Origin of the sequence: Microvirga pakistanensis (genome assembly GCF_004458765.1) — a bacterium.
Lineage (GTDB): Bacteria > Pseudomonadota > Alphaproteobacteria > Rhizobiales > Beijerinckiaceae > Microvirga > Microvirga pakistanensis.
Window position 1 is genome coordinate 229666 of the sequence record NZ_SPJX01000652.1, and the last position, 25020, is coordinate 254685.

Genomic DNA, 25020 nt, shown 5'->3' on the forward strand with positions numbered 1-25020 from the left:
CCTTACGCGGCGGCTTCCGCCGCCCGTACGGCCTCCTCGAGCCGAGACGCCCGCGATTCGACCGCGAGCTCCACCAGGGCATCCGTCAGCATGGTGGCGCTGGGATCGGCAAGTGGCGCGTCCCGCAGCAGGCGAAGCGTCGATGCGACGAGGCGGCCGCGCCCATAGGAGCGCTCGACACCCAAAGCTACGGGCTTGTGGATCCAGCCGACCACGAGGCCGGCGAAAACGCGGGCCTGGAAGTCGAGGAGGTTGCAGCCCGAGATCACGTAATCGGGCAGCACCCGGTCCATGGTTTCGTCGAGTAGCGGACCCGAGGGGAAGCGGGCGAAATGGCCCGCGCGGCGCAGCCAGGCGAAGGAGGAAGCCCAGTCGCCGGACCACAGCGTGCCGTGACGGGCCTGCACCTTCACGGCCTGCCAATGCGGGAAGAACGGGTAGAGGCTCATATCCTCTTCAGGCAGCAGCAGCAGCTTGGCGCCCGCGCGCACATGGTCGGCGATCGCCTTGTTATGCGTGCGGGCGACGATCAGGGTCGATTCCTCGAAAGCGCGTGCGATGGTGTAGCCCAGGGCGCGGAACCGCTCGCGGATGTCCTCGTCCGGGGACCATACCAGCTCTCGCACATGCACCGGCCGCGTCCGCTTCGGGTGGATGGCGATGTCGTGATGGTTCTGTGCGATGAGGCGGTCGTCGGACGTGCGCAGCGCAAAGCTGATGCGCCGGAGCGAGGCCTCGTCCATCTCCGGCAGCTTCATCTCGACCCGACCGATATCGAGGACATCGGGCGCTTCGACGGACGGCAGGTCGATGCGCTGAGTCTCGTTGCAGATGGTGATCTCCAGATGGCAGTTCTCGAGGGGAGCTCCCGCGCCGTGGGCGATCGCCAGGTCCAGCGCCACCGTCTCGCCCGACCAATAGGAGGCCCGCTCCCATTTCGGGACGATCACCGTGTCGGAATTGAAGATGTGGAACAGCTCATGGAACACGCGCGTGTTGCGACGCATGTCGAGCAGGCCGTTCGACTCCCAGTGGCAGTCGTGCAGCTCGGTGATCACATAGCCAGCGAGATTGGGCTTCCGCCGCATGGCCTCGATCTCGTACTTGAAAGCACGGAATTGCTGCCACTGCGCGGCGATGACGAAGCGGCGCAGATCGCCGAACACCCGGTCCAGGCTCCAGTCGGAGAAACGGTTCTCCACGCCATGGGCATACATCACGCCTTCGCCCCAGTCGTGACCCGTCTCGAACCACCAGGGCTCCTCGCCCTTGGCGTCCCGCAGGTCCTTCGGGTAGGGCAGGCCCCAGTTGCCGAACTCGGAGCACATGAGGGGCTCGCGGCCGGTGATTACCGCATCGCCGTGCGGTGAGTAGAGCCAGGATGCACGGTTTGCCAATTCGTCGACGAACTGGTCCCACTGCGCCCGATGATCGGGATAGGCGGCATAGAAGTGATAATCCGCGATATCGGATTCCACGTGGAAGCTCGGGGCGAGCGGCGAATTGTCGACGACGAGGCGGGTCGGGTCGTAGGCCTTCAGCCAGGCGAAGGTGCGCTTGAGCCAGTCGCGGTGGTCCGCGTCGTTGACGAGGTCGACGCCCCAGTTCTCGTTGATGATTGTCCAGATGATGATGGACGGATGGTTCCCGTCGCGGTCGACGATGCCTTTCAGGAGCTTTTCCTTGCGCCCGCGCGAGCGGTCGGTGGCCATGCCGCCGTTGGGCAGCTCCGTCCAGATCAGCATGCCCATGCGGTCCGCGACCTCGTAATAGCGCGGGTCCGCCGCCTTGATGTGGCAGCGCAGGCAATTGAGGCCGAGTTCCTTGGCCTTGCGGAACTGATCCTCCAGGAATTCCACGGAGGGCACGGTGCAGATCGTGTCCGGATAGTAGTCCTGGTCGAGAGCCGAGCGCAGGTAGAGCGGCTCTCCGTTGAGATAGAACTTGCCGTTGCGCGTCTCGATGGTGCGAAAGCCGAAACTGTCGGAGATCTCGTCCTTCACCTCACCGCCGCGGATCAGCTCCAGGCGGACGCGATACAGGTTCGGGTGATCCGGCGACCAGGGCTGCACGTCCGGCACGGTCAGCTCGAAGGGCATGCTGGTGACGCCGACCTGCGTCTCGTGCATCTCGTCGATCACGAGGTTGCCGGACGGGTCTGTCACCTCGATGTGGATCTGGGTGGAATCCGAGAGCGGCCGTGCGAAGAACACCCCGGAAGTGACGCGACCCGTGGCCAGATGCGGAACGAGGCGCACCCTGTTCATGTGATCGGGAATGCGGCGCTCCAGATAGACCGGCTGCCAGATGCCGGAGAGCGGGCCGTACCAGCTCTGCTTGCCGAAGGGGATCTCGGCGAAGGGCGAGTCGGGGAACTCGGCCGGGTTGTCGGTGGGCGAATCCACCCGAACCTTGATCTCGTTCGGTCCCGGCTTCAGGTGGGTGGTCACGTCGAAGGAGAAGGGCAGAAAGCCCCCTTCGTTGTGGCCCACGGCCTCGCCGTTGATGAAGACCTTCGTGTTGTGGAAGACGGCGCCGAACCGGATCCAGACGCTGTCGTGCAACCACGCTTCGTCGATCTCGATCGTCCTACGATAGATGCCGATCCCCGCCCGCATGCGCAGATCCGAAAACTGGGCCTGCCAGGGACTTGGCACCACGATCTGGCGAACCTCCGCCGGGCCAGACAGGCGGTCGTCGGCCACGTGCAAAAATTCCCAAGTCCCGTCCAGACTGATGCGATTGTCCTGCATGATTTCTCCTTGAATCAGAGATTACCCAAGGGCGCCCAAGACGGCGAAAAAAAGGCTGCGGACCGGGAGACGGAAGCGCTGCCCGGGGGTGCGACAATCGATGCTTCCAAACTCTGCCCGAACCATCGGCCCTCGTCTCTGACACTGGTTAGTGGCCCGTTTCGGACAACGGCAAAACCCAACATTGGATCCAGGGCCGGGCACGGGGGAGAGGGTGTCCGTTGTCGTGGCTCGTATTGTGGCTTGACAGGAACCGCCCCCCGGATCTGGCGTTGCCCTGATAGCGCCGAGCCTTGCTGCTCGCCCTAAATCCCTGCTTTCCGAAGAGGCTTCAGATGGCTCAACAAGTTCCCGACGATCGCGCCCGCCAGGGCGCCTCCGGCCGCCCGGTTCTGGGCGTTCTGATCGGATCCCTGCTCCTGCTTGCGGTCGCCGTGGGAGGCTACATGATCTGGGTGGGCGCTCAATCGCCCGACGACCCGGGCACGGATACCGCCCGCTCCGCCACGACAGGCTCCACCACCGGCTCGTCGGATGCCAACCCCACGAACCGGATCTCACCCGCAAACCCGGCCTATCCGGCTCCGGAGGCTCAGCCCTCGGCCAACCAGCCGGCGCAGCGCTAAGGAACGTTTTCTCAGCGCAGGCCTGGACGGGGGAGGGCCCATCCAGGCTTTTTTGTTGCACTTCTCCAGCTTGGCGGCGAGTTTTCGCCTTATTGATTCGCAATGAACCAGCCCGCAAGGGAATGCGATAAGGCGGACTGAATGACCGGGATTGGACTGAAGCGGCTGTTTTCGGCCGCAATCATTGCATGCGGCCTCGCAGCGGGCGGCTTTGCCTCTGCTCAGCAGGTGCAGGCGCCGCCTGCCGCCCAGCCTCAAGCTCCTGCACCACAGGCTCCGGCGCCGGCCCCCCCGCCCGCCCCCGATGCGCCGGGCGGCAATGTCTCCGCCGAGACCAAGGCGGCCCGCGCCAAGCTCGACAGCTTCAAGGCCGATCTCGACCAGAAGGAGCTGGCGCTCCAAGGGCGCACCCTGTCCGATGCGGAACTGCAGAACCTGCGCCAGCAGATCGAGCCGATCATCGTCGACATCCGCACCGTGATCGAGGAGCAGGCGCCGAGGCTGGAGGCCAGCCGCGAGCGCCTCTCCCAACTCGGACCGAAACCCGCCAGCGGACAGCCCGAGGAAAGCGCCGACGTGGCCCGTGACCGCTCGGACCGAGAGGCCGCCGTCGCCGAACTCGACGAAACCCAGCGCCTCGGGCGGGCGCTTCTGGTTCAGGCCGAGCAGCTGAGCGCCCGGATCGGCGACCTGCGCCGGGCCGGTTTCGCACGGGCGCTCTTCGCACAGAGCGAGGGCCTTCTCAGCCCGAACCTATGGATGAGCGTGATCCAGGCGATCCCGCAGGAGTTGAGAGCCCAGCGGGTCGTCCTCTCGGATGCCCTCGAGCAGGTCCAGCGGACGGCGACCATCGGCGTTCTCCTCGTCCTCGGGCTGGCCATCGGCGTCGCCGTTGCGCTTTACATCGGCCGCCGCTCCATTGCGCCTCGTCTCGTCCGACGCGATCCGGCCATCGCCGATCCGTCGCGCCGCAGCCGCCTGATGGCGGCCATCGGCGTTCTCGCGCTCGGCGCCGGCCCGGCGATCGCAGGGAGCTGGATCGTCTGGGTCGCCTTCGACTCGGCGGATATCGTCTCGCCGCGCCTGGAGGAGGTGGCGAAATCCCTTCTCGGGGGCCTGGCCTTCATCGCCTTCGTCCGCGCCCTCATCGACTCCATTCTGGCGCCCGACCATACCTCCTGGCGCCTGATTCCGGTCCGGGATGCATCGGCGGCGCGCATCATGGGGTTCTCGGTCACCCTGGCGACGATTCTGAGCGTCGGCAAGGTCATCGAAGCGTTCAACAAAGCGGTGGCTGCGGTCCTTCCGATCACGGTGATCACGAGGGCCGTCTTCGCCCTGGCCATGGCGCTCGTCTTCGCCGAGCTGCTGCGGCGCTTCGCGGCGCGAGAAAGCCAGGAGGAGAACTGTCTCGGTCCCTATGTCGCACCGGAGGTCGATATCGGCGGGCCGTTGCGCAGCCTGGGCTGGTTCGTCGTCGCCGTCGTCATCGGGAGCGTGCTCGGCGGCTATACGGCGCTCGCGTCCTTCGTGATCGATCAGGCGATCTCGATTTCGCTGATCGTCGCGCTGCTCGTTCTCTGCATCACGCTTGCGGACGAGTTCATCGCCGGATCCCTGCGCGGCCCGAGCAGGCTCGCCACGACCCTGCAGGCCAACACGGGCATCCGCCGCCGCTCCCTGGAGCAGATCGGCGTCCTGGCGAGCGGCATCGCGCGGCTGGCGCTCATCGTTCTCGCCATCCTGATGATCCTGCTGCCCTGGGGCATCGAATCGGCGGACGTGACGAGTTCATTGAGGGCTCTGTTCTTCGGCTTCAGCGTCGGCGATGTCACGATTTCCCTGTCGTCGATCCTGATCGCGGCGTTCCTCTTCGCGGCGGGCTTCACTGTCACGCGGATCATTCAGCGCTGGCTCGACAACACCTTCCTGCCGGCGACCGATCTCGATGCGGGCCTGCGCAACTCGATCCGCACGGCGGCGGGGTATGTGGGCATCATCACGGCAGGCGTCATCGCCTTTACCTATCTGGGCCTGAGCCTGGAGCGCCTGACCATCGTGGCCGGCGCCCTGTCGGTGGGTATCGGTTTCGGCCTGCAGTCCATCGTCAACAACTTCATCTCGGGCCTGATCCTCCTGTGGGAGCGTCCGATCCGTGTCGGCGATCTCGTGGTCGTGGGCGATGGGGAAGGCTATGTGCGCCGGATCAATGTGCGCTCCACCGAGATCCAGACCTTCGACCGCTCCACGCTGATCGTGCCGAACTCGAACCTGATATCGGGCATCGTCCGCAACCGGGTGCGCAACGACCGCGTCGGACGCGTGATCGTTTCGGTGCCCGTCCCGCGCTCGACCGATCCGGACCTGATGGCGGATATCATGCGCACCGCCGCGCTGGCCCATCGCGAGGTGATGAGCGAGCCCTCTCCGCGCGTGATCTTCAAGAAGGCGACGGAGAACACGATCGATTTCGATCTCGTCTGCTTCGTCGACGACATCGATGCGGCTGGCCGGGTGTCGAGCGACCTCTATTTCGAGGTCTTCCGCGGATTGCGCAAGGCGGGGATCGGCGTCCCCATGCCCGAGGCTCCTGCACCCGCGCCTGAGGAGGAGAAAGCGGACGCGTCCAAAAAGGAGGGGGATGAGGATGAAACCTTAACCCTTCTCAAGGATAAGTCGCCTGCATGAAGAGCCTCATCTGTCTCAGTCTCTCCGCGCTCGCCCTGGCAGGCTGCCAGTCCGAGCAGCGCCACGCCCGCTCGCAGACGCCGAGCTTCTACGCCTCCATGGCCGATGCCGGGGCCACGGTGGATGCGGCCATGGCGCGGGACATGATCGGCGCCTATCGCCGGAACAACGGCCTGGGCTTGCTCACCCTCGATCCCGAGCTGCAGGCGGCCGCGCAAGCCGAGGCCGACGCCATGGCGGCGGCGGACAAGCCCAGCTCCGCCGATGCGTTCAAGCGCCGGCTGTCCTCGGACGGCTTCGCCGCGCCGGCGGCCAATCTCTCCGCGGGCTATCATACCCTCGCGGAGGCCTTCTCCGGCTGGCGCGAGAGCCCGCAGCACAACCGGGTGCTGCTCGATCCCAAGGCGACGCGGATCGGCATCGCCACGGCCTACACGCCGAACTCAAAGTACAAGGTCTATTGGGCTCTGGTGGTCGCAGCCGGTAAGTCCTGAGCTGAAACCGGGCATTTCCAAGGCGGTCTGGAACCGAAATCGAAGCGTAGCTCTTTAGCTTCAAGCCACGTTTGGCGGTGTTCGAGAGCGTGCTTTGAATAGCCATGCCGGACTTTGACCCGAAGCTGGGCAAGCAGATGCCCCCGCCTCCCGCGGCGGCGAGCAATCAGGATGTCGGGCCCGGTCAGGACACGACGCTCGCCAAGGAAGCCGACCACGCCGGTGCCCATCAGCCCGAGCCCCACAAGCTGGACACCACCCCTGAGATGACGCCGAGCATCGGCCGGGAGCTGTTCGTGCTGTTCCGGGACATGGTCCGGAAACGGAAGGGTTGGCCGATGACGCGGCTCGCCATCGCCATCCTGGTGGTCCTCATCGGCAACATGGTGGGACAGGTTCGCCTCAACCAATGGAACGGCGCCTTCTTCGACGCGGTGGAGAAACGCAATGCGTCGGCCTTCTTCGAACAGCTTCTCGTCTTTGTCGTCATCGTCGCCGCGCTGCTGGCCCTGGTCGTGGCGCAGACATGGCTGCAGGAGCGGCTGAAGATCCGCTTGCGGCAGCGCTTGACGCAGATTCTGCTCGATCTCTGGCTCAAGCCCAATCACGCCTACCAGCTCGGCTTCATGGGAGAGGCCGCCCGCCAGCCAGACCAGCGCCTGCAGGAGGATTGTCGGCTCTTTTCCGAGCTCTCGACGGAGCTGGGTGTGGGCATGCTGCAGGCTTTCCTCCTGCTCGTCAGCTTCATCGGCGTCCTGTGGACGCTCTCCGGCGCGACGACCTTCGTCATCGGAGGGGACGAGATCACGATTCCCGGCTACATGGTGTGGGTCGCCATCGGTTATGCCGGCATCGGTTCGGGCCTGACCTGGCTCGTCGGGCGTCCCCTGATCCGCCTCAACACGCTCCGCTACGCCCGCGAGGCCGATCTGCGCTTCGCGCTCGTGCGCGTCAACGAGAGCGCGGAGAGCGTCTCTCTCTACAACGGCGAGGACGACGAGCGGCGCAATCTCGACGGGTTCGTGGAAGCGGTTCTCAAGGCGACACGCCGCCTGTCGGGGGCTCTGGCGCGCCTGACCTGGATCACCTCGGGCTATGGCTGGCTGGCGATCGTCGTGCCGATTCTGGCCGCCGCGCCGGGTTATTTCAGCGGCCGCCTCTCCTTCGGCGGCATGATGATGGTGGTCGGCGCCTTCAACCAGGTGCAGGCGGCCCTGCGCTACTTCGTGGACAACTTCCCGAAGATCGCGGATTGGCGTTCGGCGGTGCTGCGCGTGGCCACGTTCCGGCAGGCCGCCATCGACCTCGAAGAGGCGACGGACGAGAACGGCAAGATCGACATTCAGCCTCATCCCAAGGGCTGGCTCAGCTTCGAAGGTCTATCGATCGCCCTGAGCGACGGCAGCATCCTCATCGAGGACGCGACGGCCGAGATCAGGCCCGGAGAGCGGGTGCTGATCATGGGCGAGTCCGGTGCCGGCAAGAGCACGCTGTTCAGGGCGATCGCCGAACTCTGGCCCTGGGGCGCCGGCACGATCCGGCTGCCGCCCGGGCACGAGATGATGTTCCTGCCGCAGCGGCCTTATCTGCCCTTGGGAACGCTCCGGGCCGCGCTCAGCTATCCGGCTTCGCCCGATACCTTCGACGATGCGGCCATCCGAGCCGCCCTGGAGCGCTGCGGATTGGGCGAGTTCGTGGACACCCTCGACAGGGACGAGCGATGGGACAAGACCATGTCGCTCGGCCAGCAGCAGCGTGTCGCCTTCGCCCGCGTCCTGCTGCACAAGCCGCGCTGGGTTTTCATGGACGAGGCCACCTCCGCCCTCGACGAGGAAAACCAGGCCTCCATGCTTTCCCTGTTCGAGAACGAACTGAACGGCGCCACCGTGATGTCGATCGGCCATCGACCGGGGCTCGAGGAGTTCCACACGCGAACCCTTCACATCAGGAAGACCGAGGAGGGGGCGATTCTCCTCGCGAAGCCACGCCCCCGGCGGGCTGAACATCCGCAGCGGAGATGGATCGGCAGTCTGCGCAAGCGGCTCGGAAGTACCCATCGTGTCCACGCTCGAAGCGAAGGATGACGCGCCGATGCGGACGAGCCATGGCATTCCGGGTGAACAGGATGACGAAATACCCTATCATGAGCGGAGTTCTCGCACCGGTCTTCGCCCTGCTGGCAGGTTGATCCCATGCACCTGATCAGACTTTACGTACGGGTTCTCGGGCAACTCGGGTCGGACTTGAGGGTCGGCGCCTTGCTCGCCCTGGCGAATGTCGCTCTGGCGATCTCCGCCTTCGCCGAGCCCATTCTGTTCGGCCGCATCATCGATGTTCTCACCCGCGCGCAGATCCCGGGTTCGGCCCCCGTCACCTTTTCGGTGCTCTCGCCCTTGATCGTCGCCTGGGTGGCCTTCGGCCTTTTCTCCATCGCGGCGGGCGCTCTCGTGGCGCTTCATGCGGACAGGCTGGCCCACCGGCGCCGCCTCGCCGTGGTCGCCAATTACTTCGAACATGTTCTCGAACTCCCGCTCGCCTTTCACACCTCCACCCATTCCGGCCGCGTTCTGAAGGTGATGCTGGAGGGTTCGGGCGGCATGTCCTGGCTCTGGCTCGGGTTCTTCCGCGAGCACCTGGCGGCACTCGTCGCCCTCGTGGTGCTCCTGCCGCTCACCGTCTTCCTGAACTGGCGGCTGGGGCTTCTTCTCGTGGCGCTCGTCGGTATCTTCGCGGTGCTCACCGCCATCGTGCTGCGCAAGACGGAGACCCTGCAGGGCTCCGTCGAGCGCTATCACTCGAACCTCGCCGAGCATGCCTCCGATGCCCTCGGCAATGTGCCGGTGATCCAGTCGTTCACGCGCATCGAGGCCGAGAGCCGCTCATTGCGCACGATCATCCACCAGCTGCTGCAGGCGCAGAACCCGGTCCTGTCCTGGTGGGCGCTGGCCTCCGTGGCGTCTCGCGCGTCGGCCACCATCACGGTGACGGCCATCTTCCTCCTCGGCACTTGGCTGCATCTTCACGGCCTCGCCAGCATCGGCGAGATCGTCACCTTCATGAGCATGGCCACGATGCTGATCGGCCGCCTGGAACAGGCGGTGAGCTTCATCAACCAGCTCTTCATGCAGGCTCCGAAGCTGATGGAATTCTTCGAGATCCTCGATACGGCGCCCGCCGTCCACGACCGGCCGAGCGCCAAGACCGTCGAACGCTTCGAGGGTGAGGTCGTGTTCGACAATGTGAGCTTCTCCTACGACGGAAAGCGCTCCGCCGTGCAGGACGTGTCGTTCGCGATCCGGCCCGGCGAAACCGTGGCCCTGGTCGGCGCGACCGGGTCCGGCAAGTCGACGACCCTTGGTCTCCTGCACCGGGCCTTCGATCCGCAATCGGGCTGCATCCGCGTCGATGGCGACGACATTCGCGACCTGACCCTTGCCTCCCTGCGCCGCAACATCGGCGTCGTGTTCCAGGAGCCGATGCTGTTTGCCCGCACGATCCGCGAGAACCTGCAGGTCGGACGTCCCGAAGCCACGGATGCCGAGATGATCGAAGCCTTGCAGCGGGCGCAGGCCATCGAGTTCATTTCCCGCCAGACGGACGGCCTCGGCACGGTCGTCGGCGAGCGCGGGCGCTCACTGTCGGGCGGCGAGCGCCAGCGCCTTTCCATTGCGCGTGCCTTGCTGAAGAACCCGCCGATCCTCATTCTCGACGAAGCCACGAGCGCCCTCGACGCGGCAACCGAGCAGAAGCTGCAGCGCGCCCTCGACGAGGTGATGAAAGGGCGAACCACATTCGTCATCGCGCATCGCCTCGCCACGATCCGCAACGCCGACCGCATCCTCGTCTTCGATCAGGGCCGTATCATCGAGACCGGGACGTTCGACGAACTCGTGGCCAAGGGCGGACGCTTCGCCGATTTGGCCCGTGCGCAGTTCATGGCGGCGGAGGAACCGTCACGGCAGGCGCCACGGGAAGCTGCCGCTGCGCGCGCGTGAGACAGGCTCCTCGAACCCTCGGTGAAAGCAAAGCATGGCGCAGGCAATCGATCCCCGAACACCGGGCATTCGCCTCCAGGTCGACGGCATCACGCTTCACGGCGTCGAGACTGGTCCGAAGGACGGTCCGCTTGTCATTCTGCTGCATGGTTTTCCCGAGTTCTGGTGGGCCTGGCGCTACCAGATCGAGGCGCTGGCGAGGGCGGGCTATCGTGTTCTCGCGCCGGATCAGCGCGGCTACAATCTCAGCGACAAGCCGCAGGGCCGCAGGGCCTACGATCTCGACACGCTGGCGCAGGACGTCATCGGCTTGAGTGATGCGTTGGGATACGGCACGTGCTCTCTCGTCGGCCACGATTGGGGCGGCCTCGCGGCCTGGTGGACGGCCTCGCGCCATCCTGACCGGATCGAGCGGCTGGTGGCGATCAATGCGCCGCATCCCTCTGTTGCCGGCCCCTATATGCGCCGCCATCCGAGCCAGATGCTGAGAAGCTCCTATATCGGCTTCTTCCAGTTGCCCTATCTGCCCGAGGCCCTGTTCTCGGCAGGAGACCACCGGACGCTCAAGCGATCCCTCCAGCGCACGAGCCGGGCCGGTACGTTCTCGGACCAGGATCTCGCGGAATACGAGCGCGCCTGGAGCCGTCCCGGCGCGCTCACCGGCATGCTGAACTGGTATCGTGCATTGCCGCTCAGGCCGCCCCGTCGACCGCCGGGCATTCTTGCGATGCCGGTGCTGGCGATCTGGGGCATGCGGGACCGATTCCTGGAATTCGGCCTCTGCGAACAGAGCCTGGCGCTCTGCGCTCACGGCCGAGCCCTGCCTCTGCCGAGAGCGACCCATTGGGTCCATCTGGAGGAGGCCGAGGCGGTGAATGCGGCGCTGATCGATTTTCTCAAGACGTGAGTCAGCTCTCCCTGGCCCGCACCGGCGCAAGAGGAGTGATCCGGAGGGCGGTAATGCGGTTACGCGACTTGCGCAGCACCTGGAACCGGAACCCGTGGAAGGTGAAGATCTGTCCCGTATCGGGAATCGTCTGCGCCTCGTGGATCACGAGGCCCGCGATGGTGGTGGCCTCCTCGTCCGGCAGGTTCCATTCCATGGCGCGGTTGAGATCGCGGATCGGAACCGATCCGTCCACGTTCACCGAGCCGTTCGGCTGGAGGCGCACGCCCTGCACGGAGAGATCGTGCTCGTCCTTGATGTCTCCCACGATCTCTTCGAGGATGTCCTCGAGGGTCACGAGGCCCATCACCTCGCCGTATTCGTCGACCACCAGCGCGAAGTGCGTCTTCTTGGCGAGGAACGCCTTGAGCTGATCGCGCAGGGACGTGGTGTCCGGCACGAACCAGCTCTCCAGTGCGATCGCCTCCACCCTGAGCTTGCCGGCATCGCCGCCGACCGCGTCGAGCGCGCGCAGCAGATCCTTGGCGTGAAGAACGCCGACGATGTTCTCCTGGCTTCCGCGCCAGAGCGGCATGCGCGTATAGGGGGAGGAGAGCACCTCGCGCACGATCTCCTCAGACGACAGATCCGCGTTGATGGTGCGCATCTTCGTCCGGTGGACCATGACCTCCGAGACGGTGAGGTCTTCCAGATCGAGCAGCCCTCCCAGCATGTCGCGCTGCACCTTCGCGACGCCGCCCTCCTTGTGCAGCAGGGCGACCTGGCCGCGGATTTCCTCAGACGCGGACAGGATCGGCGTGTTCTCTCCGATGCGGATCCCGAAGGGCCGCAGCATCAGGCGCGCCAAGCGTTCGATGGCGATTGCCAGCGGCCCGAGCAGCGCCACAACCCAGGACATGGGGCGTGAGAGAAACAGCGAGACGCTGTCGGACGAGGAAATGGCGATGGTCTTCGGCAGCACCTCCGCGAAGACGATGACGAGCACCGACATGATCGCGGTCGCATAAAGCGCGCCTCCGTCGCCGAAGATCGCGACGAGAACGCTGGTGGCGAAGGCCGATACGCCGATATTGACGATGTTGTTGCCGATCAGAACCGTGCCGATGAAGCGCTCGCGCATTTCGAGCAGGCGGTTCACCAGGCGGGCGCGCTTGTCGCCGCCCTTTTCCAGCATCAACATCCGGGAGCGGGACGCGCCCGTGAAGGCGGTCTCGCCCGCCGAGAAGAAGGCGGACAGCAGAAGGCAGAAGACGACGACCAGGGCAGCAAACCAGAGGTCGCCGGAAGCGGATTCCTCGATCATGGTGACGATGCGTCGATTTCACTCGTCAGGAAGGCGCGGACCTTCTCGGCTTCGATGCCCGGTGCGATAAAGCTCTGCCCGATGCCTCTCGCGAGGATGAAGGTGAGCGATCCGCCCTTCACTTTCTTGTCCTGTGCCATGGCGTCCAGAAGCTCGTCGACCGTGCCGCAACCCCCCGGTACATGGGACAGGCGCGTGGGAAGTCCAACGCTCTTCAGGTGGGCCTCGACGCGCTCGGCGTCCGAGCTCGGGCACAGCCCGAGGGAGGCCGAGAAGCGGAACGCAAGGGCAAGGCCGATGGCGACGCCCTCGCCGTGGACGAGGCGCGTGGAATCGTATCGCGTGATCCGCTCGAGCGCGTGGCCGAAGGTGTGGCCGAGATTGAGAAGCGCGCGGTCGCCGGTCTCATGCTCGTCGCGCACCACCACGGCGGCCTTGGCGCGGCAGCTTTGCGCAACGGCCTCGTCGCGTTCGCGGCCGCCGTCGAAGATGCCGTTCCAGTGCGCTTCGCACCAGGCGAAGAACCGCGCATCGTCGATGAGCCCGTATTTCGCCACTTCCGCATAGCCCGCGCGCATCTCGCGAAGAGGGAGCGTGTCGAGAAGGGCGGTGTCGGCCAAAACGAGGCTCGGCTGGTGGAACGCGCCGACCAGGTTCTTGCCATGGCGAGAATTGATGCCGGTCTTGCCGCCGACGGATGAATCGACCTGCGAGAGCAGGGTGGTGGGCACCTGAACGAAGCGCACGCCGCGACGCACCACCGCGGCGGCAAAGCCTGCGAGATCGCCGATCACACCGCCTCCAAGGGCGACAACGAGATCGCCGCGCTCGATCCTGGCTTCGAGCACCGCGTCGCACACCTGCTCCAGGCTGGCATAGGATTTCGTCGCCTCGCCGGACGGAAGTGTGGTCAGGGAGGTGCGCAGGCCGTTCGCCGCGAGGGCATGGCTCAAGCCTTGAGCATAGAGCGGGCCCACATGTTCGTCCGTCACGATGGCGGCGGCGCGGGCGCCGAGGGCCGCGATGCGGGAGCCTGCCGTCTCGATCAGGCCACGTCCGACCAAGATGTCATAAGCCCTGTCGCCGAGCGGAACGGACACCGTGATGACGTCCGCGGCGCTGGTCTGAGCCGGTACGCTGCTCATTCGGCATTCCCCTGCTTTTCCTTGTCGAGCCATTCCCCGAGGGCCGCGACGACGTCGGCCACCACCCGGTCGTGCGGCGCCTCGTGCGAGTCGATGGTCAGGTCCGCCAGGGCATAGACCGGGTGGCGGATCTCCATGAGCCGGCGCATGGTGCCTTCCGGGTCGGGATTGCGCAGGAGGGGCCTGGTGTCGCGCTTGCGGACGCGGCGCATGAGGATGTCGAGATCGGCCTTCAGCCACACCGAAATGCCGTGCTCGGCCACGTTCTGACGGGTTTCCTCGTTCATGAAGGCTCCGCCCCCGGTGGCCAGCACCATCGGGCCCTCCTGGAGCAGGCGCGCGATGACGCGGCGCTCCCCGTCACGGAAATGCTCCTCGCCGTGGATGGCGAAGATGTCGGGGATCGTCATGCCGGCGGCCGCCTCGATCTCGTGATCGGCGTCGCGGAACGGCAGTTTGAGCGTCTGGGCCAGTCGACGGCCCACCGTGCTTTTTCCGGCGCCCATGAGGCCGACGAGCACAATCGACCGCGCGCCGAGCTGGCGGCTGATGGGATGGCCGCGCCGGCTGCCTTGCGTCTGCTCGCCGGCTTCATCGAGCGGATTGAAGCGGCTGATGGTGTTCATTCCCCTGTCCTAGCACGGGGTTCCGGCTCTGTCACAGGGAGCTTACCGGGTGACGGGCGGAAGAGTCGCTTAAGGTTAGGTCTTGCCTTTGCGGTCCATGCATGGTTCTACCGAGGTAACGTTCAAAGAGGATCCCGTGCCCACTCTATTCCGGTTTCTGTTCGTCGTTGCCATTCTGGCGGGCTTAGGGTTTGCCGCCATGTTCGCGCTGGCAACCCTCGTCAATCCGGAGCCGCGCGAGATCACGGTGCCGGTTCCCACCCAGCGCTCCCCCTCGTCCTCATGAGCGGCGCGCGCCAAGCCGGCCTTTTCCTGGATATGCTCGCCGCCGAGCGTGGCGCTTCCAAGAACACGCTCGAGGCTTACAGGCGCGACCTCGACGATTATCTCGGCTTTCTCGACGAAACGGGCGTTCAGCCCGGCAGCGCGACCGCCGCCACCATCCGGAGCTTCATGGCAGGCCTCGAGGAACGGGGCCTGAAGGCCACGTCCGCCGCCCGCAGGCTCTCGGCCGTTCGCCAGTTCCACAAATTTCTGTATGTGGAAGGCTATGCTCCCGCCGACCCCACGGCCGCCGTGTCGGCCCCCAAGCGGGGCAGGGCGTTGCCCAAGGTTCTCTCCGTCGACCAGGTCGATCGCCTGTTGAGGGTGGCGCACGAGGGCGTCTCCCGGCCGGAGGCCTCGCCCGCCGAGCGCCTGCGGGCTGCCCGGATGGCCTGCCTGCTGGAGCTGCTCTACGCCACGGGTCTGCGCGTCTCGGAACTGGTTTCGTTGCCGCGCAGCGCGGCCCGGACCCGCGAGCGCTTCCTGGTGGTGAGGGGCAAGGGCGCAAAGGAGCGCCTCGTGCCCCTCACCGATGCCGCGCGGGATGCGGTGCGCGCCTATGTCGTGCTGCTGGAGGAACAGGGCAGGGCCGTGGGGCCGTGGCTGTTCCCGGCCGAAAGCGAAGCCGGCCATCTCACCCGTCAGGCCTTTGCGCGGGACCTGAAGGCTGTCGCATCCGGCGCGGGCCTGCGCGCCGACACGATCAGCCCCCACGTGCTGCGCCATGCCTTTGCGAGCCACCTGCTCCAAAACGGCGCGGATCTGCGCGTGGTGCAGGAGCTGCTCGGCCATTCCGACATCTCGACCACCCAGATCTACACCCATGTCCTGGACGAGCGCCTGAAGAGCATGGTGCGCGATCTGCACCCGCTGGCGTCGACCTGAGGCGGCAACGTCATTCCCAGCGCGCGCCAAGCCTGCGGTGCATCGCCTCCGGTGCATCCCCGGCGAGCCCAAGGCGAGGGAAGGGGGCCACCCGCACGCTCTGCCCGACGGCTTCCCTTCCCCTGCAAGGGCTTTGCCCCCTCCGGCCGGGAATGAGCCTGAAGCCAATTACCCTCTCTTCAGCAGGAACACGCCCTGGTAGCCCAGCAGGTTCCAGACCCACCAGGGCAGGCTCACCTGCATGGGCTTGCCGCCGGCATTCAGGGCGACCGCCTTCTCCATCTGCGCGCCGACCTCGCGGCACAGCTCGACGAAGTCGCGGATGGTGCAGAAGTGGATGTTGGGGGTGTCGTACCAGGAATAGGGCAGGTTCTCCGTCACCGGCATCCGTCCCCGCAGCGCCAGATCCACGCGCACGCGCCAGTGGCCGAAATTCGGGAAGGACACGATGGCGCGGCGGCCGATGCGCAGGAGATGCTCGAGCACCACGCGGGGCTGGCGCGTCGCCTGGATCGTCTGGGAGAGGATCACGTAGTCGAAGGCGTCGTCGGGATAATCGGCGAGGTCCGTGTCCGCGTCGCCCTGGATCACCGGAAGTCCCTTGGCCAGGCAGGCATTCACCCCCTCGCGGGACAGCTCGATGCCGCGTCCGTCCACGTTCCTGCGCTCGCGCAGGAGCGAGAGCAGCGCACCGTCGCCGCAGCCCACGTCCAGAACCCGGGAGCCCGGTTCGACCATGTCGGCGACCAGCAGGAAGTCGAGACGGTGGCCGGTGAGCGTGTCCGTGGTCGGCACGGCGAGACTGGGCGCCATCACGCGATCCCCCGCACCCGTGCGGCCGCGTCGATGAAGCCGCAGGCCGCGGCGAACATTTCAGGCTCGTCGAGCAGGAAGGCGTCATGGCCCTTGTCGCTCTCCACCTCCACGAAGGCGACGGAGGCGGCAGCCGCGTTGAGCGCATGGACGATGGCGCGCGAGTCCGATGTGGGGAACAGCCAGTCGGACGTGAAGGAGATCACGCAGAAGCGCGTGGCCGAACCCTTGAAGGCTCTGGCGAGCGAGCCGTCATGTTCGGCGGCGAGGTCGAAATAATCCATGGCGCGCGTCACGTAGAGATAGGAATTCGCGTCGAACCGCTCGACGAAGGAGATGCCCTGATAGCGCAGGTAGCTCTCGATCTGGAAATCGGCGTCGAAGGAGAAGGTCGGCGCACTGCGGTCCTGGAAATTGCGCCCGAATTTCCGGTGCAGGGCGATCTCGGACAGATAGGTGATATGGGCGCCCATGCGGGCCACCGCGAGGCCCTTGGACGGACGGGTGCCCTCGAGCAGGTAGCGCCCGCCCCGCCAGTCGGGGTCGGCCATCACGGCTTGGCGGCCGACCTCGTGGAAGGCGATGTTCTGGGCCGAGTGGCGGGCGGCGGCCGCGATGGGAAGAGCCGCGAAGACCCGGTCAGGGTAGCTCGCCGCCCATTGCAGCACCTGCATGCCGCCCATGGAGCCGCCGATCACGCAGAACAGGGTCTCGATGCCGAGCCTGTCGAGGAGGGCGGCCTGCGCGCGCACCATGTCGCGGATCGTCACGACGGGAAAGTTCAAGGCATAGGGCTGGCCCGTCGCAGGATCGGTGGAGGCCGGGCCCGTGGTGCCCATGCAGCCGCCGATCACGTTGGCGCAGATGACGAAGAAGCGGTTCGTGTCCACCGGCCGGCCCGGGCCGACCATGGTCCGCCACCAGCCAGGCTTGCCCGTCACGGGATTGTCGTTCGCCACATGCTGGTCGCCGGTGAGCGCATGGCAGATCAGCACGGCGTTCGACCGGTCGGCATTGAGCGTGCCGTATGTCTGGTATGCGATCTGCCAGGGAGCGAGCGCGATCCCGGCATCCATCATCAAAGGCTCGTCCGCACCGAAGCGCATGACAAGGCTCGACGGATCGTCGGCTTGGCTTCGCGCTTCCAGGGAGAGGGAGGACAAGGTCATGGATCCGTCAGTCTCGTTCGGTTTTCCGAACAACGGGTACTTCGGACGGATCGAGCCGTCAACGAACATGAGGTCTCCCTCGGGCTGCCTCCGTCATGGCCGGGGATGACAAGCGGCTGCAAACGGGCCAAAGAAGGCCCTGAGAGTTCCGGATTGAAACCATGACCAGCGAGAAGCCCGTCCCGTCCCTTGCCGAGCTGCGCCAGGAGATCGACCGCATCGACGAGGCGATGCACCGTCTGCTCATGGAGCGCGGCACGATCATCGACCGGCTGATCGAGTCGAAGAAGGCGTCGGAGACCGGTCTGAGCTCCGCCTTCCGCCCGGGCCGCGAAGCCTCGATGATGAAGGCGCTGGCCGAGCGCCACGAGGGCCTGCTTCCGCTCGACACGGTGGAGAGCATCTGGCGGGTGATCATCGGCACCTTCACGTACGTGCAGTCCAATTACGCGGTCCACGCGGACGTCTCGGGCGGCGATGCGCCCATGCGCGACTCGGCCCGGTTCCATTTCGGCTTCACGGTGCCTTACGTCACCCATCCGAGCGCGGCCGCCGTGATCGAGGCGGTGGCCGGTTCGAAGGGAGATCTCGGCATTTTCCGGCTCGACCAGGGAGCCACCAGCGGCGCCTGGTGGCGGACGCTCGCCGAGAGGGACCGTCCGAAGATCATCGCGCGCCTGCCCTTCATCGAGCGGCCGGATCATCCGGCGGGCACCCCGGTCTTCGTGATCTCCAAGCCCCTCACCGACGCCGCCGTGCGCGACGTGGTGCTCTACGCGGCCCAGTTCGAGCGCTGGCACCGGGGGGCGAACGAGGCGCTGACGCAGCTCGGCGGCGAGGTGGTGGCGAGCGCGGCCGACGCCAGCGGCCTGTCCGAGCTGATCGCCGTGCCCGGCACGATGGCGGCCTCCCGTCTCCAGAAAGAGCTGACGGAGGCCGGCGCGAGCCTCGTCCAGCTGGCGGAAGTCGGAAGCCATGCCGAACGTTTCCACGTGAAATGATCGCGAAGCTGCCAGCGCATCGTGCAGAAAAGTGGATCCGGTTTTCTGCCTCAACGATGCGCTGCTCAAGAGTGGAGCATCGGACCCAAAAGTGGATTCCACTTTTGGGTCCGATGCTTTAGAGCATGTCCCGGCGAAGTGGGTACCGGTTCGCCGATGAGGACATGCTCCAAAATCGAAAAATTCCCATTCGCAACTGATTGTGTAGGAACCTGTCCATGTCCGCTCGTCCCGAACCCCGTCCCGGCGTCATGAAGATCGAGGCCTATGTGCCCGGCAAGAGCGCCGCCTCGGGGGGCTCGAAGATCTACAAGCTCTCCTCGAACGAGACGCCCCTCGGACCCTCGCCGAAGGCCGTGGAGGCGGTGCGGAACGCCGACCATCTTGAGCTCTATCCCGACGGCTCCGCCACTAGGCTGCGCGAGGCGATCGCCGCGAAGTACGGCCTCGATCCGAGCCGGATCGTCTGCGGAGCGGGCTCCGACGAGCTTCTGGCGCTCATCACCCATGCCTATGTGGGACCGGGCGACGAAGGCATCTTCACCCAGCACGGCTTCCTGGTCTATCGCATCGCGATCCTCGCCGCCGGCGGCACGCCGGTGGTGGCCGAGGAAAAGGATTACCGCACCGATGTCGATGCGATCCTCGCCAAGGTGACGGAGAGGACGAAGATCGTCTTCCTGGCCAATCCCAACAACCCGACCGGCACCTACATTCCCTTCGACGAGGTGAAGCGCCTGCATGCGGGGCTTCCCTCGCATGTGGTGCTGGTGCTCGATGCGGCCTACGCGGAATACGTGCGCCGCAACGATTACGAAGCGGGCCTCGAGCTCGTCGCCACCGCGGAGAACGTGGTGATGATGCGCACCTTCTCGAAGATCTACGGCCTTGCGAACCTGCGCATCGGCTGGATGGTGGCGCCCGCCCATATCGTCGACGCGGTGAACCGCATCCGCGGCCCGTTCAACATGAACGGCCCGGCCATGGCGGCCGGGATCGCGGCGGTCCAGGACGACGCCCATCTGGCGAAATCCGTCGAGCACAACGAGCAGTGGCTCGCCTGGCTCACGAGAGAAATTGAGGCGCTGGGCCTGACGGTGACGCCGAGCGTCGCCAATTTCCTGATGATCCACTTCCCCGACGAGCCGGGCCGAACCGCTAAGGATGCGGATGCCTTCCTGTCCGGGCGCGGCCTGATCCTGCGCCGGATCGATTCCTACGGCCTGCCGCAGGCCCTGCGCCTGACCGTGGGCAGCGAGGAGGCGAACCGCCTCGTCGTCGAGGCCCTGCGTGACTTCATGAAGGGCGGCAACAATGCCTGAGCGCCTTGGCCCTCCTCTCGAGAAGCCGCTTTTCGACCGGGTCGCGCTGATCGGCCTCGGCCTGATCGGATCCTCGATCGCGCGTGCCGTCAAGCATCTCAATCTGGCCGGAGCCGTCGTGGCGGTCGACCGCAGCGAGGATGTGGCGGCGCGGGTGCGCGAGCTGCGCATCGCCGATGAGGTGACCACCGACGTAGTGGCGGGCGTGACAGGCGCGGACCTCGTGATCCTGTGCGTGCCGGTGGGCGTGTGCGGCGCCGTCGCCGAGGCCATGAAGCCGGGGCTGAAGTCCGGCTGCATCGTGTCCGACGTGGGCTCCGTCAAGGCCTCCGTGGTCGCGCAGGTCCAGCCGCATCTGCCCGCCGGCGTGCATTTCGTCCCCGCGCACCCGGTGGCCGGCACGGAGCATTCGGGGCCGGATGCGGGCTTTTCGACGCTCTTTCACAATCGCTGGTGCATCCTCACGCCGCCGGACGGCGCGGACGAGAGCGCCGTCGAGCGCGTGCGCGCCTTCTGGGCCGCCATGGGCTCGAACGTGGAGATCATGAGCCCGCAGCATCACGATCTCGTGCTCGCCATCACGAGCCATGTGCCGCATCTCATCGCCTACAACATCGTGGGCACGGCCGCGGATCTCGAAACCGTCACCCAGGGTGAGGTGATCAAGTTCTCCGCTGGCGGCTTTCGCGACTTCACGCGCATCGCGGCGTCCGATCCCACCATGTGGCGCGACATCTTCCTCCACAACAAGGAGGCGGTGCTCGAGATGCTGGGCCGCCTCAACGAGGATATCGCGCTGCTCGCGCGCGCCATCCGCTGGGGCGAGGGCGACAAGCTGTTCGATCTCTTCACCCGCACGCGGGCCATCCGGCGCGGCATCATCTCGTCGGGCCAGGAAACGCCCGAGCCCGATTTCGGCCGCCGGCGCGAGGACAAGGCGTAATTCAGGAGCTTCGTTCACCGTCACGGCCGGACTTGATCCGGCCATCCACGTCTTGAGAACTACTGCGCATGGAGACGTGGATCCCCGGGACAAGCCGGGGATGACGAAGTGAGGAGTGGAAGGCCACCCTCAATAAAGCGGCTGCAGCCGGACGTTTGGGATCACGAACGGCCCCATGGCGAGAAAGCCGTTGTTGAGGGTGAGCGGGGGAAGCGGCGAAAGCTGCGGCTGACCGCTGTTCCTGTCCTGGGCGCGCGGGTTCTGCCCGAGCAGCGCGCCGAGCAGGGCGCCGCCCGTGCGGCTGCCGGTGATGTTGCCGATGAGGCCGTCGAGGCCGGCGGCGGCCACGCTGAGCTGGCCCGCGGGACGGTGCTCTTCGTCGAGGGTGAGGGTGCCCTTCGCTTCCAGGCGGCGGGGGCCCTTGGCGACCGAGAGCATGAGCACGTCGAGCCTGCCACCGGCGCCGCGCCAGCGCTCGAGCTCTTCCGCCAGGGGGCGGCCCTGAAAGCCCGCGGTCTGGGTTGCTGTCACGTCCGCATTCAGATCGGTGAGCTCCGTGCCGCCGATGAGGCCATCGAGCATGGGAAGGCTCGCCTGCCTTACCGAGAGCGCCGCGTCATAGGCCTTTTCGGACGCGCGCGATGGGTTGGGGCGCAGATGCAGCTCCAGGCGTTGGCCCGAGCTCGCGACCTCCTGCGGCAGGAGGCCCGTCACGGTGAACTTGGGGCCGTTCGCGGCCAGGGAGAGGCGCTGGAGCCCGGTTTGCGAGACGTGGATGCTCGCCTGCAGCAGATCCCACCGCCCCTGCACCGTCACCCGCCCGTCGGTCACCCGCAGGGGACCCGCAACCTCGGCGATCACGAGGCGTGGCTGATAGACCTGCGCGATGGCTTCCGTCCGGCCGAAAGACGCGTTCACCGCACCCTGCTTCAGCGTGAGCGTGTTGCAGACGATCTCGACGCGGAAGGGATAGCCCCCGATGGTTCTGTCGGTGCAGGTCCATTGCCGGCCGCCGCGCGCCTCCGCGGCAAGCCACGCATCGAGCGTTTCGGCCGTACGGTTCCGGATGAGGAACCAGGCCACGCTCCAGGCAATCGCGACGAGAAGCAGCAGGACAAACGGCGTGTAGAGCCAGAAACGGCTGTGGCGCCGGCTTTCCGCTGGAATGGCCTCAGCCATGCGAGATCTCCTGTTGTGCTGCCGCTTCCTAACTGGTAGCGCCCCGGAGGAAAAGCGGTCTCAGCTTTTGCGTCGATGCGGGCGCTGCTTAAACGGCAAAGCGGGCAAGGTTCGGGCATGGCAACAATGACGGACGGATCGGGGGACCTGTGGGTTTTCGGCTACGGCTCTCTCATGTGGAGGCCGGGCTTTCCCTTCGTCGAGCGCCGCCATGCGCATCTCTACGGCTATCGTCGCGCGCTCTGCGTTCTTTCCCATGTGCATCGTGGAACGCCCGAGAATCCGGGTCTCGTGCTCGGCCTCGACCGGGGCGGACGCTGCCACGGCGTCGCCTTCCGGGTCGCGAAGGAGGAGGCTCAGGCGACCGTACACTACCTGCGCGAGCGCGAGCAGGCGACGAGCGTCTACTTGGAGCGGCACCTGCCCGTGCGGCTCGACGACGGCCGCGCCGTCACGGCCCTGGGCTACGTGGCCGATCGCAAGCACAAGCAATACGCGGGCGCGCTCTCCTTCGAGGAGGTGCTGAGGCTCGTGCGGCAGGGGAAGGGGATTTCCGGCGCCAACCCGGATTACGTGCGCTCGACCCATGAGCACCTTCTCGGCATGGGGGTGGTCGATCCGCTGATGACGAGGATCGTCGCGGCGCTCGATCAGGAGACCTGATCCGCGTCCTCGCGCAGGTCGGCCAGGATCTCGCGGCGGCGGGCTTCCGTGTCGGCCAGGCGGTGGATGTGCAGTTCGGTCGCGCCGCGTTCCCGGACCCGGTCGAGCCAGCGCGTCCGAGGCTCCTTGTCGGGGGTGCCGCCCGCGAGGGCGGAATCGACCACATGGGCGGTTCCGGTGTCGTCGCGATGGACGGCCAGGATCACCGCGTCGGTCACCTCCAGCAGCTCCTTGAGGTCCAGCGGATGCACGCCCACGATGTAGCGGCGGCCCGACAGCCCGCGCCATGAACTCAAGGTGGGGGAAGAGCGAAGCCCCGCCGTTGCCTTCAAGCGTTCCTCGCGCACGCCAGCCCTCCGCATCCGGTCGTTGCGGAGGTCCCGCATGGCCGTGTTCCAGGATATGGTCCGTTTGTTCGCCATATGTTCTTATATGTAGGAGGCCCGGGGCGACTCGTCAAGATCCGAGAAAGCTTAGCAGTATCAGATATTTGAAGCCGAGGTGACGGGTGCGGGCGACGAATCGCCGAGACCGAGCTCGCGCCGGCCCTCCGCCAGCAGCCTGTCGGAGGCTTCCTCGATATTGTCCTGCATGCGCTTGAAGAAGGCCTCTCGGGCCATGCCGGGGGCGATCGGGTCGAGGATCTCGATGAGGATCGTGCCCGGGCGGCGGATGAACTGGCGCCGGGGCCAGTAGAGGCCGGAATTCAAGGCCACCGGGACGCAGGGAAAGCCCAGGTTTTGGTAGAGATGCGCGACCCCGTACTTGTAGGCGGCCGGCGCTCCGGGCGGCCGGCGGGTTCCCTCGGGAAAAATGATGATCTGGCGGCCGTGCTGGGCTTCTTCCCGGGCTCGCGCCGTCATCTGCACGAGGGCCTGCGAGCCTGCCCTGCGGTTCACCGGCACGCAGCGCGCCTTGCGCAGGTACCAGCCGAACAAGGGGATCCACATCAGCTCCCGCTTCAGGATGAAGGCGGGGTCGTCGAAGATCGTCACCAGCGCAAAGGTTTCCCACAGGGATTGGTGCTTGGCCGCCACGAGAGCGCCGCCCGGGGGGATCTTGTCCGCTCCCCGAATCTCGACTTTCGTCCCGGCGACGACCCGCAGCAGCCAGAGGGACGAGCGCGCCCAGACCTGGACGAGGCGGATGAACGCCCGGCGCGGCACCAGAGAGGCTGGGATCAGGATGATCAGCCACAGGACGAGGTTGGCGTAGAAGGCGACGTTGAACAGCAGGGAACGGACGAACAGCATGGCTTCGTGGAAAGGAAAAAGCGGAGCATGAGGCTCCGCGAGTCGGTCTACCTTAGAGCATCGTGCGGAAAAGTGGATCCGTTTTCACGAACGTGGCCCCCGGATCCGCCCGAGCGATGCTCTAGCGCGCGGTCGCTTCCGCATGCGCCTGCTGGCTGGGAGCGCCGCCGCTGATGATATGGGCGACCGAGGAGCGCTCCGGGTCGTCCTCGAAGCGCGTGCGCACCCAGACGGCCAGGAACTTCAGGTATTCCGTGACGAGGATCTTGGCTGTCCCGGGATTGCGCCACCAGTCATGGGGATCGATGGTCGCCGCGACCGGATAGGGGATCTTCTGCAGGTTCGGCAGAGCATGGTCGAGTTCCACCAGGGTCCGGGGCATGTGGTAGTTCGACGTCACGATGATGATGGTGTTGAACCCGTTCCGCTCCGTCCAGCGGCGCGTCTCGATGGCGTTGCCGATGGTGTTGCGGGCCCGGTAATCCAAGTCCACGCAGCACTCGAAGAGCTGTCGCTGGCCGGGATTGAGGCGGGAAATCTGCTCCCGGCTGGTCTTCTCGTTGACGCCGGAGATCAGGAGGCGCTTGGCATAGCCCTTCGCCAGAAGATCGATGGCATCGCCGATGCGCTGGGCGCCTCCGGTCAGGGCCACGATGCCGTCAGCGCGCGTCTCGGGGCTCTGTTCGGAACGGTCGAGGCTGTAGACGAAGGCGAGAAAGCCGAGGAACCCGGCCAGGCTAAGGGCGGCAAAGCCCCAGAACCCGGCGCTCAGGAGCCGCCGGATCGGGGAGTTTTCAGTAGGACGCGCCGGATCGCCATGCATCGACCATCGCCAGCCCAGGGCTTCGGTGGTATCCATGTCGCTCGGCGTCACCCAAGATTGCGTTCGCGAGGTCATCTTGGGTGATGATAGGGGTGAATGCGGCAATGG

The 25020-nt window shown here is 66.2% G+C and carries 22 protein-coding genes; 12 read left to right on the forward strand and 10 right to left on the reverse strand.

Annotation, left to right across the window (positions count from 1 at the left end; genetic code table 11):
• Window positions 1-2 precede the first annotated feature (2 nt).
• Entirely contained in the window at window positions 3-2753 is a 2751-nt protein-coding gene (locus E4K09_RS25855; RefSeq protein WP_134500497.1) for a glycoside hydrolase family 2 protein, read from the reverse strand.
• A 335-nt stretch (window positions 2754-3088) separates the two neighbouring features.
• Here E4K09_RS25855 and E4K09_RS25860 point away from each other — a divergent pair, with 335 nt between their 5' ends.
• The 6 genes from E4K09_RS25860 to E4K09_RS25885 all read left to right on the forward strand — a co-directional run bounded on the left by E4K09_RS25860 (window position 3089) and on the right by E4K09_RS25885 (window position 11463).
• Window positions 3089-3379 carry a hypothetical protein gene (locus E4K09_RS25860; RefSeq protein WP_134500498.1) on the forward strand — a complete coding sequence of 97 codons (291 nt, stop codon included), beginning with the start codon at window positions 3089-3091 and terminating at the stop codon, window positions 3377-3379.
• A gap of 141 nt (window positions 3380-3520) precedes the next feature.
• The gene (locus E4K09_RS25865) at window positions 3521-6067 is read left to right on the forward strand and encodes a DUF3772 domain-containing protein (RefSeq protein ID WP_244610687.1); all 2547 of its coding nucleotides are present in this window, start codon (window positions 3521-3523) and stop codon (window positions 6065-6067) included.
• A complete protein-coding gene (locus E4K09_RS25870; protein ID WP_134500499.1) occupies window positions 6064-6561 on the forward strand; it encodes a CAP domain-containing protein in 498 nt (165 codons plus the stop codon). The genes E4K09_RS25865 and E4K09_RS25870 overlap by 4 nt, the downstream gene beginning before the upstream one ends.
• A 104-nt stretch (window positions 6562-6665) precedes the next feature.
• On the forward strand, window positions 6666-8645 hold the full coding sequence (locus tag E4K09_RS25875) for an ABC transporter ATP-binding protein/permease (RefSeq protein ID WP_134500500.1): 1980 nt from the start codon (window positions 6666-6668) through the stop codon (window positions 8643-8645).
• A 108-nt stretch (window positions 8646-8753) separates the two neighbouring features.
• Window positions 8754-10556 carry a glucan ABC transporter ATP-binding protein/ permease gene (locus E4K09_RS25880; RefSeq protein WP_134500501.1) on the forward strand — a complete coding sequence of 601 codons (1803 nt, stop codon included), beginning with the start codon at window positions 8754-8756 and terminating at the stop codon, window positions 10554-10556.
• A 34-nt stretch (window positions 10557-10590) separates the two neighbouring features.
• Window positions 10591-11463, forward strand: a complete 873-nt coding sequence (locus tag E4K09_RS25885; protein WP_134500502.1) for an alpha/beta fold hydrolase — start codon at window positions 10591-10593, stop codon at window positions 11461-11463.
• A 1-nt stretch (window position 11464) separates the two neighbouring features.
• Here the strand turns inward: E4K09_RS25885 and E4K09_RS25890 are convergent, their stop codons facing one another.
• From E4K09_RS25890 to E4K09_RS25900, 3 genes are read right to left on the reverse strand one after another with little or no spacing between them, the layout of a single operon-like run.
• Complete coding sequence (locus tag E4K09_RS25890; RefSeq protein ID WP_134500503.1) at window positions 11465-12766, reverse strand: HlyC/CorC family transporter; 1302 nt, start codon at window positions 12764-12766, stop codon at window positions 11465-11467.
• Window positions 12763-13911, reverse strand: coding sequence for a 3-dehydroquinate synthase (gene aroB, locus E4K09_RS25895; protein WP_134500504.1), 1149 nt, complete (start codon window positions 13909-13911; stop codon window positions 12763-12765). The genes E4K09_RS25890 and aroB overlap by 4 nt, the downstream gene beginning before the upstream one ends.
• Window positions 13908-14537, reverse strand: coding sequence for a shikimate kinase (locus E4K09_RS25900; RefSeq protein WP_134500505.1), 630 nt, complete (start codon window positions 14535-14537; stop codon window positions 13908-13910). Before E4K09_RS25900 ends, aroB begins: the two co-directional genes overlap by 4 nt.
• 136 nt (window positions 14538-14673) lie before the next feature.
• Here E4K09_RS25900 and E4K09_RS25905 point away from each other — a divergent pair, with 136 nt between their 5' ends.
• On the forward strand, window positions 14674-14823 hold the full coding sequence (locus E4K09_RS25905) for a histidine kinase (RefSeq protein WP_134500506.1): 150 nt from the start codon (window positions 14674-14676) through the stop codon (window positions 14821-14823).
• The gene (xerD, locus tag E4K09_RS25910) at window positions 14820-15746 is read left to right on the forward strand and encodes a site-specific tyrosine recombinase XerD (RefSeq protein ID WP_134500507.1); all 927 of its coding nucleotides are present in this window, start codon (window positions 14820-14822) and stop codon (window positions 15744-15746) included. The genes E4K09_RS25905 and xerD overlap by 4 nt, the downstream gene beginning before the upstream one ends.
• 168 nt (window positions 15747-15914) lie before the next feature.
• Here the strand turns inward: xerD and metW are convergent, their stop codons facing one another.
• On the reverse strand, window positions 15915-16559 hold the full coding sequence (gene metW, locus E4K09_RS25915; protein WP_134500508.1) for a methionine biosynthesis protein MetW: 645 nt from the start codon (window positions 16557-16559) through the stop codon (window positions 15915-15917).
• Window positions 16559-17728, reverse strand: coding sequence for a homoserine O-acetyltransferase MetX (gene metX, locus E4K09_RS25920; protein WP_134500551.1), 1170 nt, complete (start codon window positions 17726-17728; stop codon window positions 16559-16561). The genes metW and metX overlap by 1 nt, the downstream gene beginning before the upstream one ends.
• Before the next feature lie 161 nt (window positions 17729-17889).
• On the opposite strand from metX, the gene E4K09_RS25925 reads away from it, so the two are divergent.
• From E4K09_RS25925 to E4K09_RS25935, 3 genes are all read left to right on the forward strand, one after another.
• On the forward strand, window positions 17890-18729 hold the full coding sequence (locus E4K09_RS25925) for a chorismate mutase (protein WP_134500509.1): 840 nt from the start codon (window positions 17890-17892) through the stop codon (window positions 18727-18729).
• A 212-nt stretch (window positions 18730-18941) separates the two neighbouring features.
• Window positions 18942-20051 carry a histidinol-phosphate transaminase gene (hisC, locus tag E4K09_RS25930; protein WP_193557358.1) on the forward strand — a complete coding sequence of 370 codons (1110 nt, stop codon included), beginning with the start codon at window positions 18942-18944 and terminating at the stop codon, window positions 20049-20051.
• Window positions 20044-20994, forward strand: a complete 951-nt coding sequence (locus tag E4K09_RS25935; protein WP_134500511.1) for a prephenate/arogenate dehydrogenase family protein — start codon at window positions 20044-20046, stop codon at window positions 20992-20994. Before hisC ends, E4K09_RS25935 begins: the two co-directional genes overlap by 8 nt.
• Before the next feature lie 129 nt (window positions 20995-21123).
• On the opposite strand, the gene E4K09_RS25940 is transcribed toward E4K09_RS25935, so the two are convergent.
• A complete protein-coding gene (locus tag E4K09_RS25940; protein ID WP_134500512.1) occupies window positions 21124-22173 on the reverse strand; it encodes a DUF2125 domain-containing protein in 1050 nt (349 codons plus the stop codon).
• 117 nt (window positions 22174-22290) lie between these two features.
• On the opposite strand from E4K09_RS25940, the gene E4K09_RS25945 reads away from it, so the two are divergent.
• Window positions 22291-22836 carry a gamma-glutamylcyclotransferase gene (locus E4K09_RS25945; RefSeq protein ID WP_425293885.1) on the forward strand — a complete coding sequence of 182 codons (546 nt, stop codon included), beginning with the start codon at window positions 22291-22293 and terminating at the stop codon, window positions 22834-22836.
• Here the strand turns inward: E4K09_RS25945 and E4K09_RS25950 are convergent.
• From E4K09_RS25950 to E4K09_RS25960, 3 genes are all read right to left on the reverse strand, one after another.
• The gene (locus tag E4K09_RS25950; RefSeq protein WP_244610688.1) at window positions 22824-23222 is read right to left on the reverse strand and encodes a hypothetical protein; all 399 of its coding nucleotides are present in this window, start codon (window positions 23220-23222) and stop codon (window positions 22824-22826) included. The two genes, E4K09_RS25945 and E4K09_RS25950, sit on opposite strands and share 13 nt — an antisense overlap.
• A gap of 96 nt (window positions 23223-23318) precedes the next feature.
• Window positions 23319-24089 (reverse strand): lysophospholipid acyltransferase family protein, encoded by a 771-nt coding sequence (locus E4K09_RS25955; protein WP_134500514.1) that lies wholly within the window; start codon window positions 24087-24089, stop codon window positions 23319-23321.
• Window positions 24090-24210: 121 nt separating this feature from the next.
• The gene (locus E4K09_RS25960; RefSeq protein WP_244610689.1) at window positions 24211-24948 is read right to left on the reverse strand and encodes a YdcF family protein; all 738 of its coding nucleotides are present in this window, start codon (window positions 24946-24948) and stop codon (window positions 24211-24213) included.
• Window positions 24949-25020 lie beyond the last annotated feature (72 nt).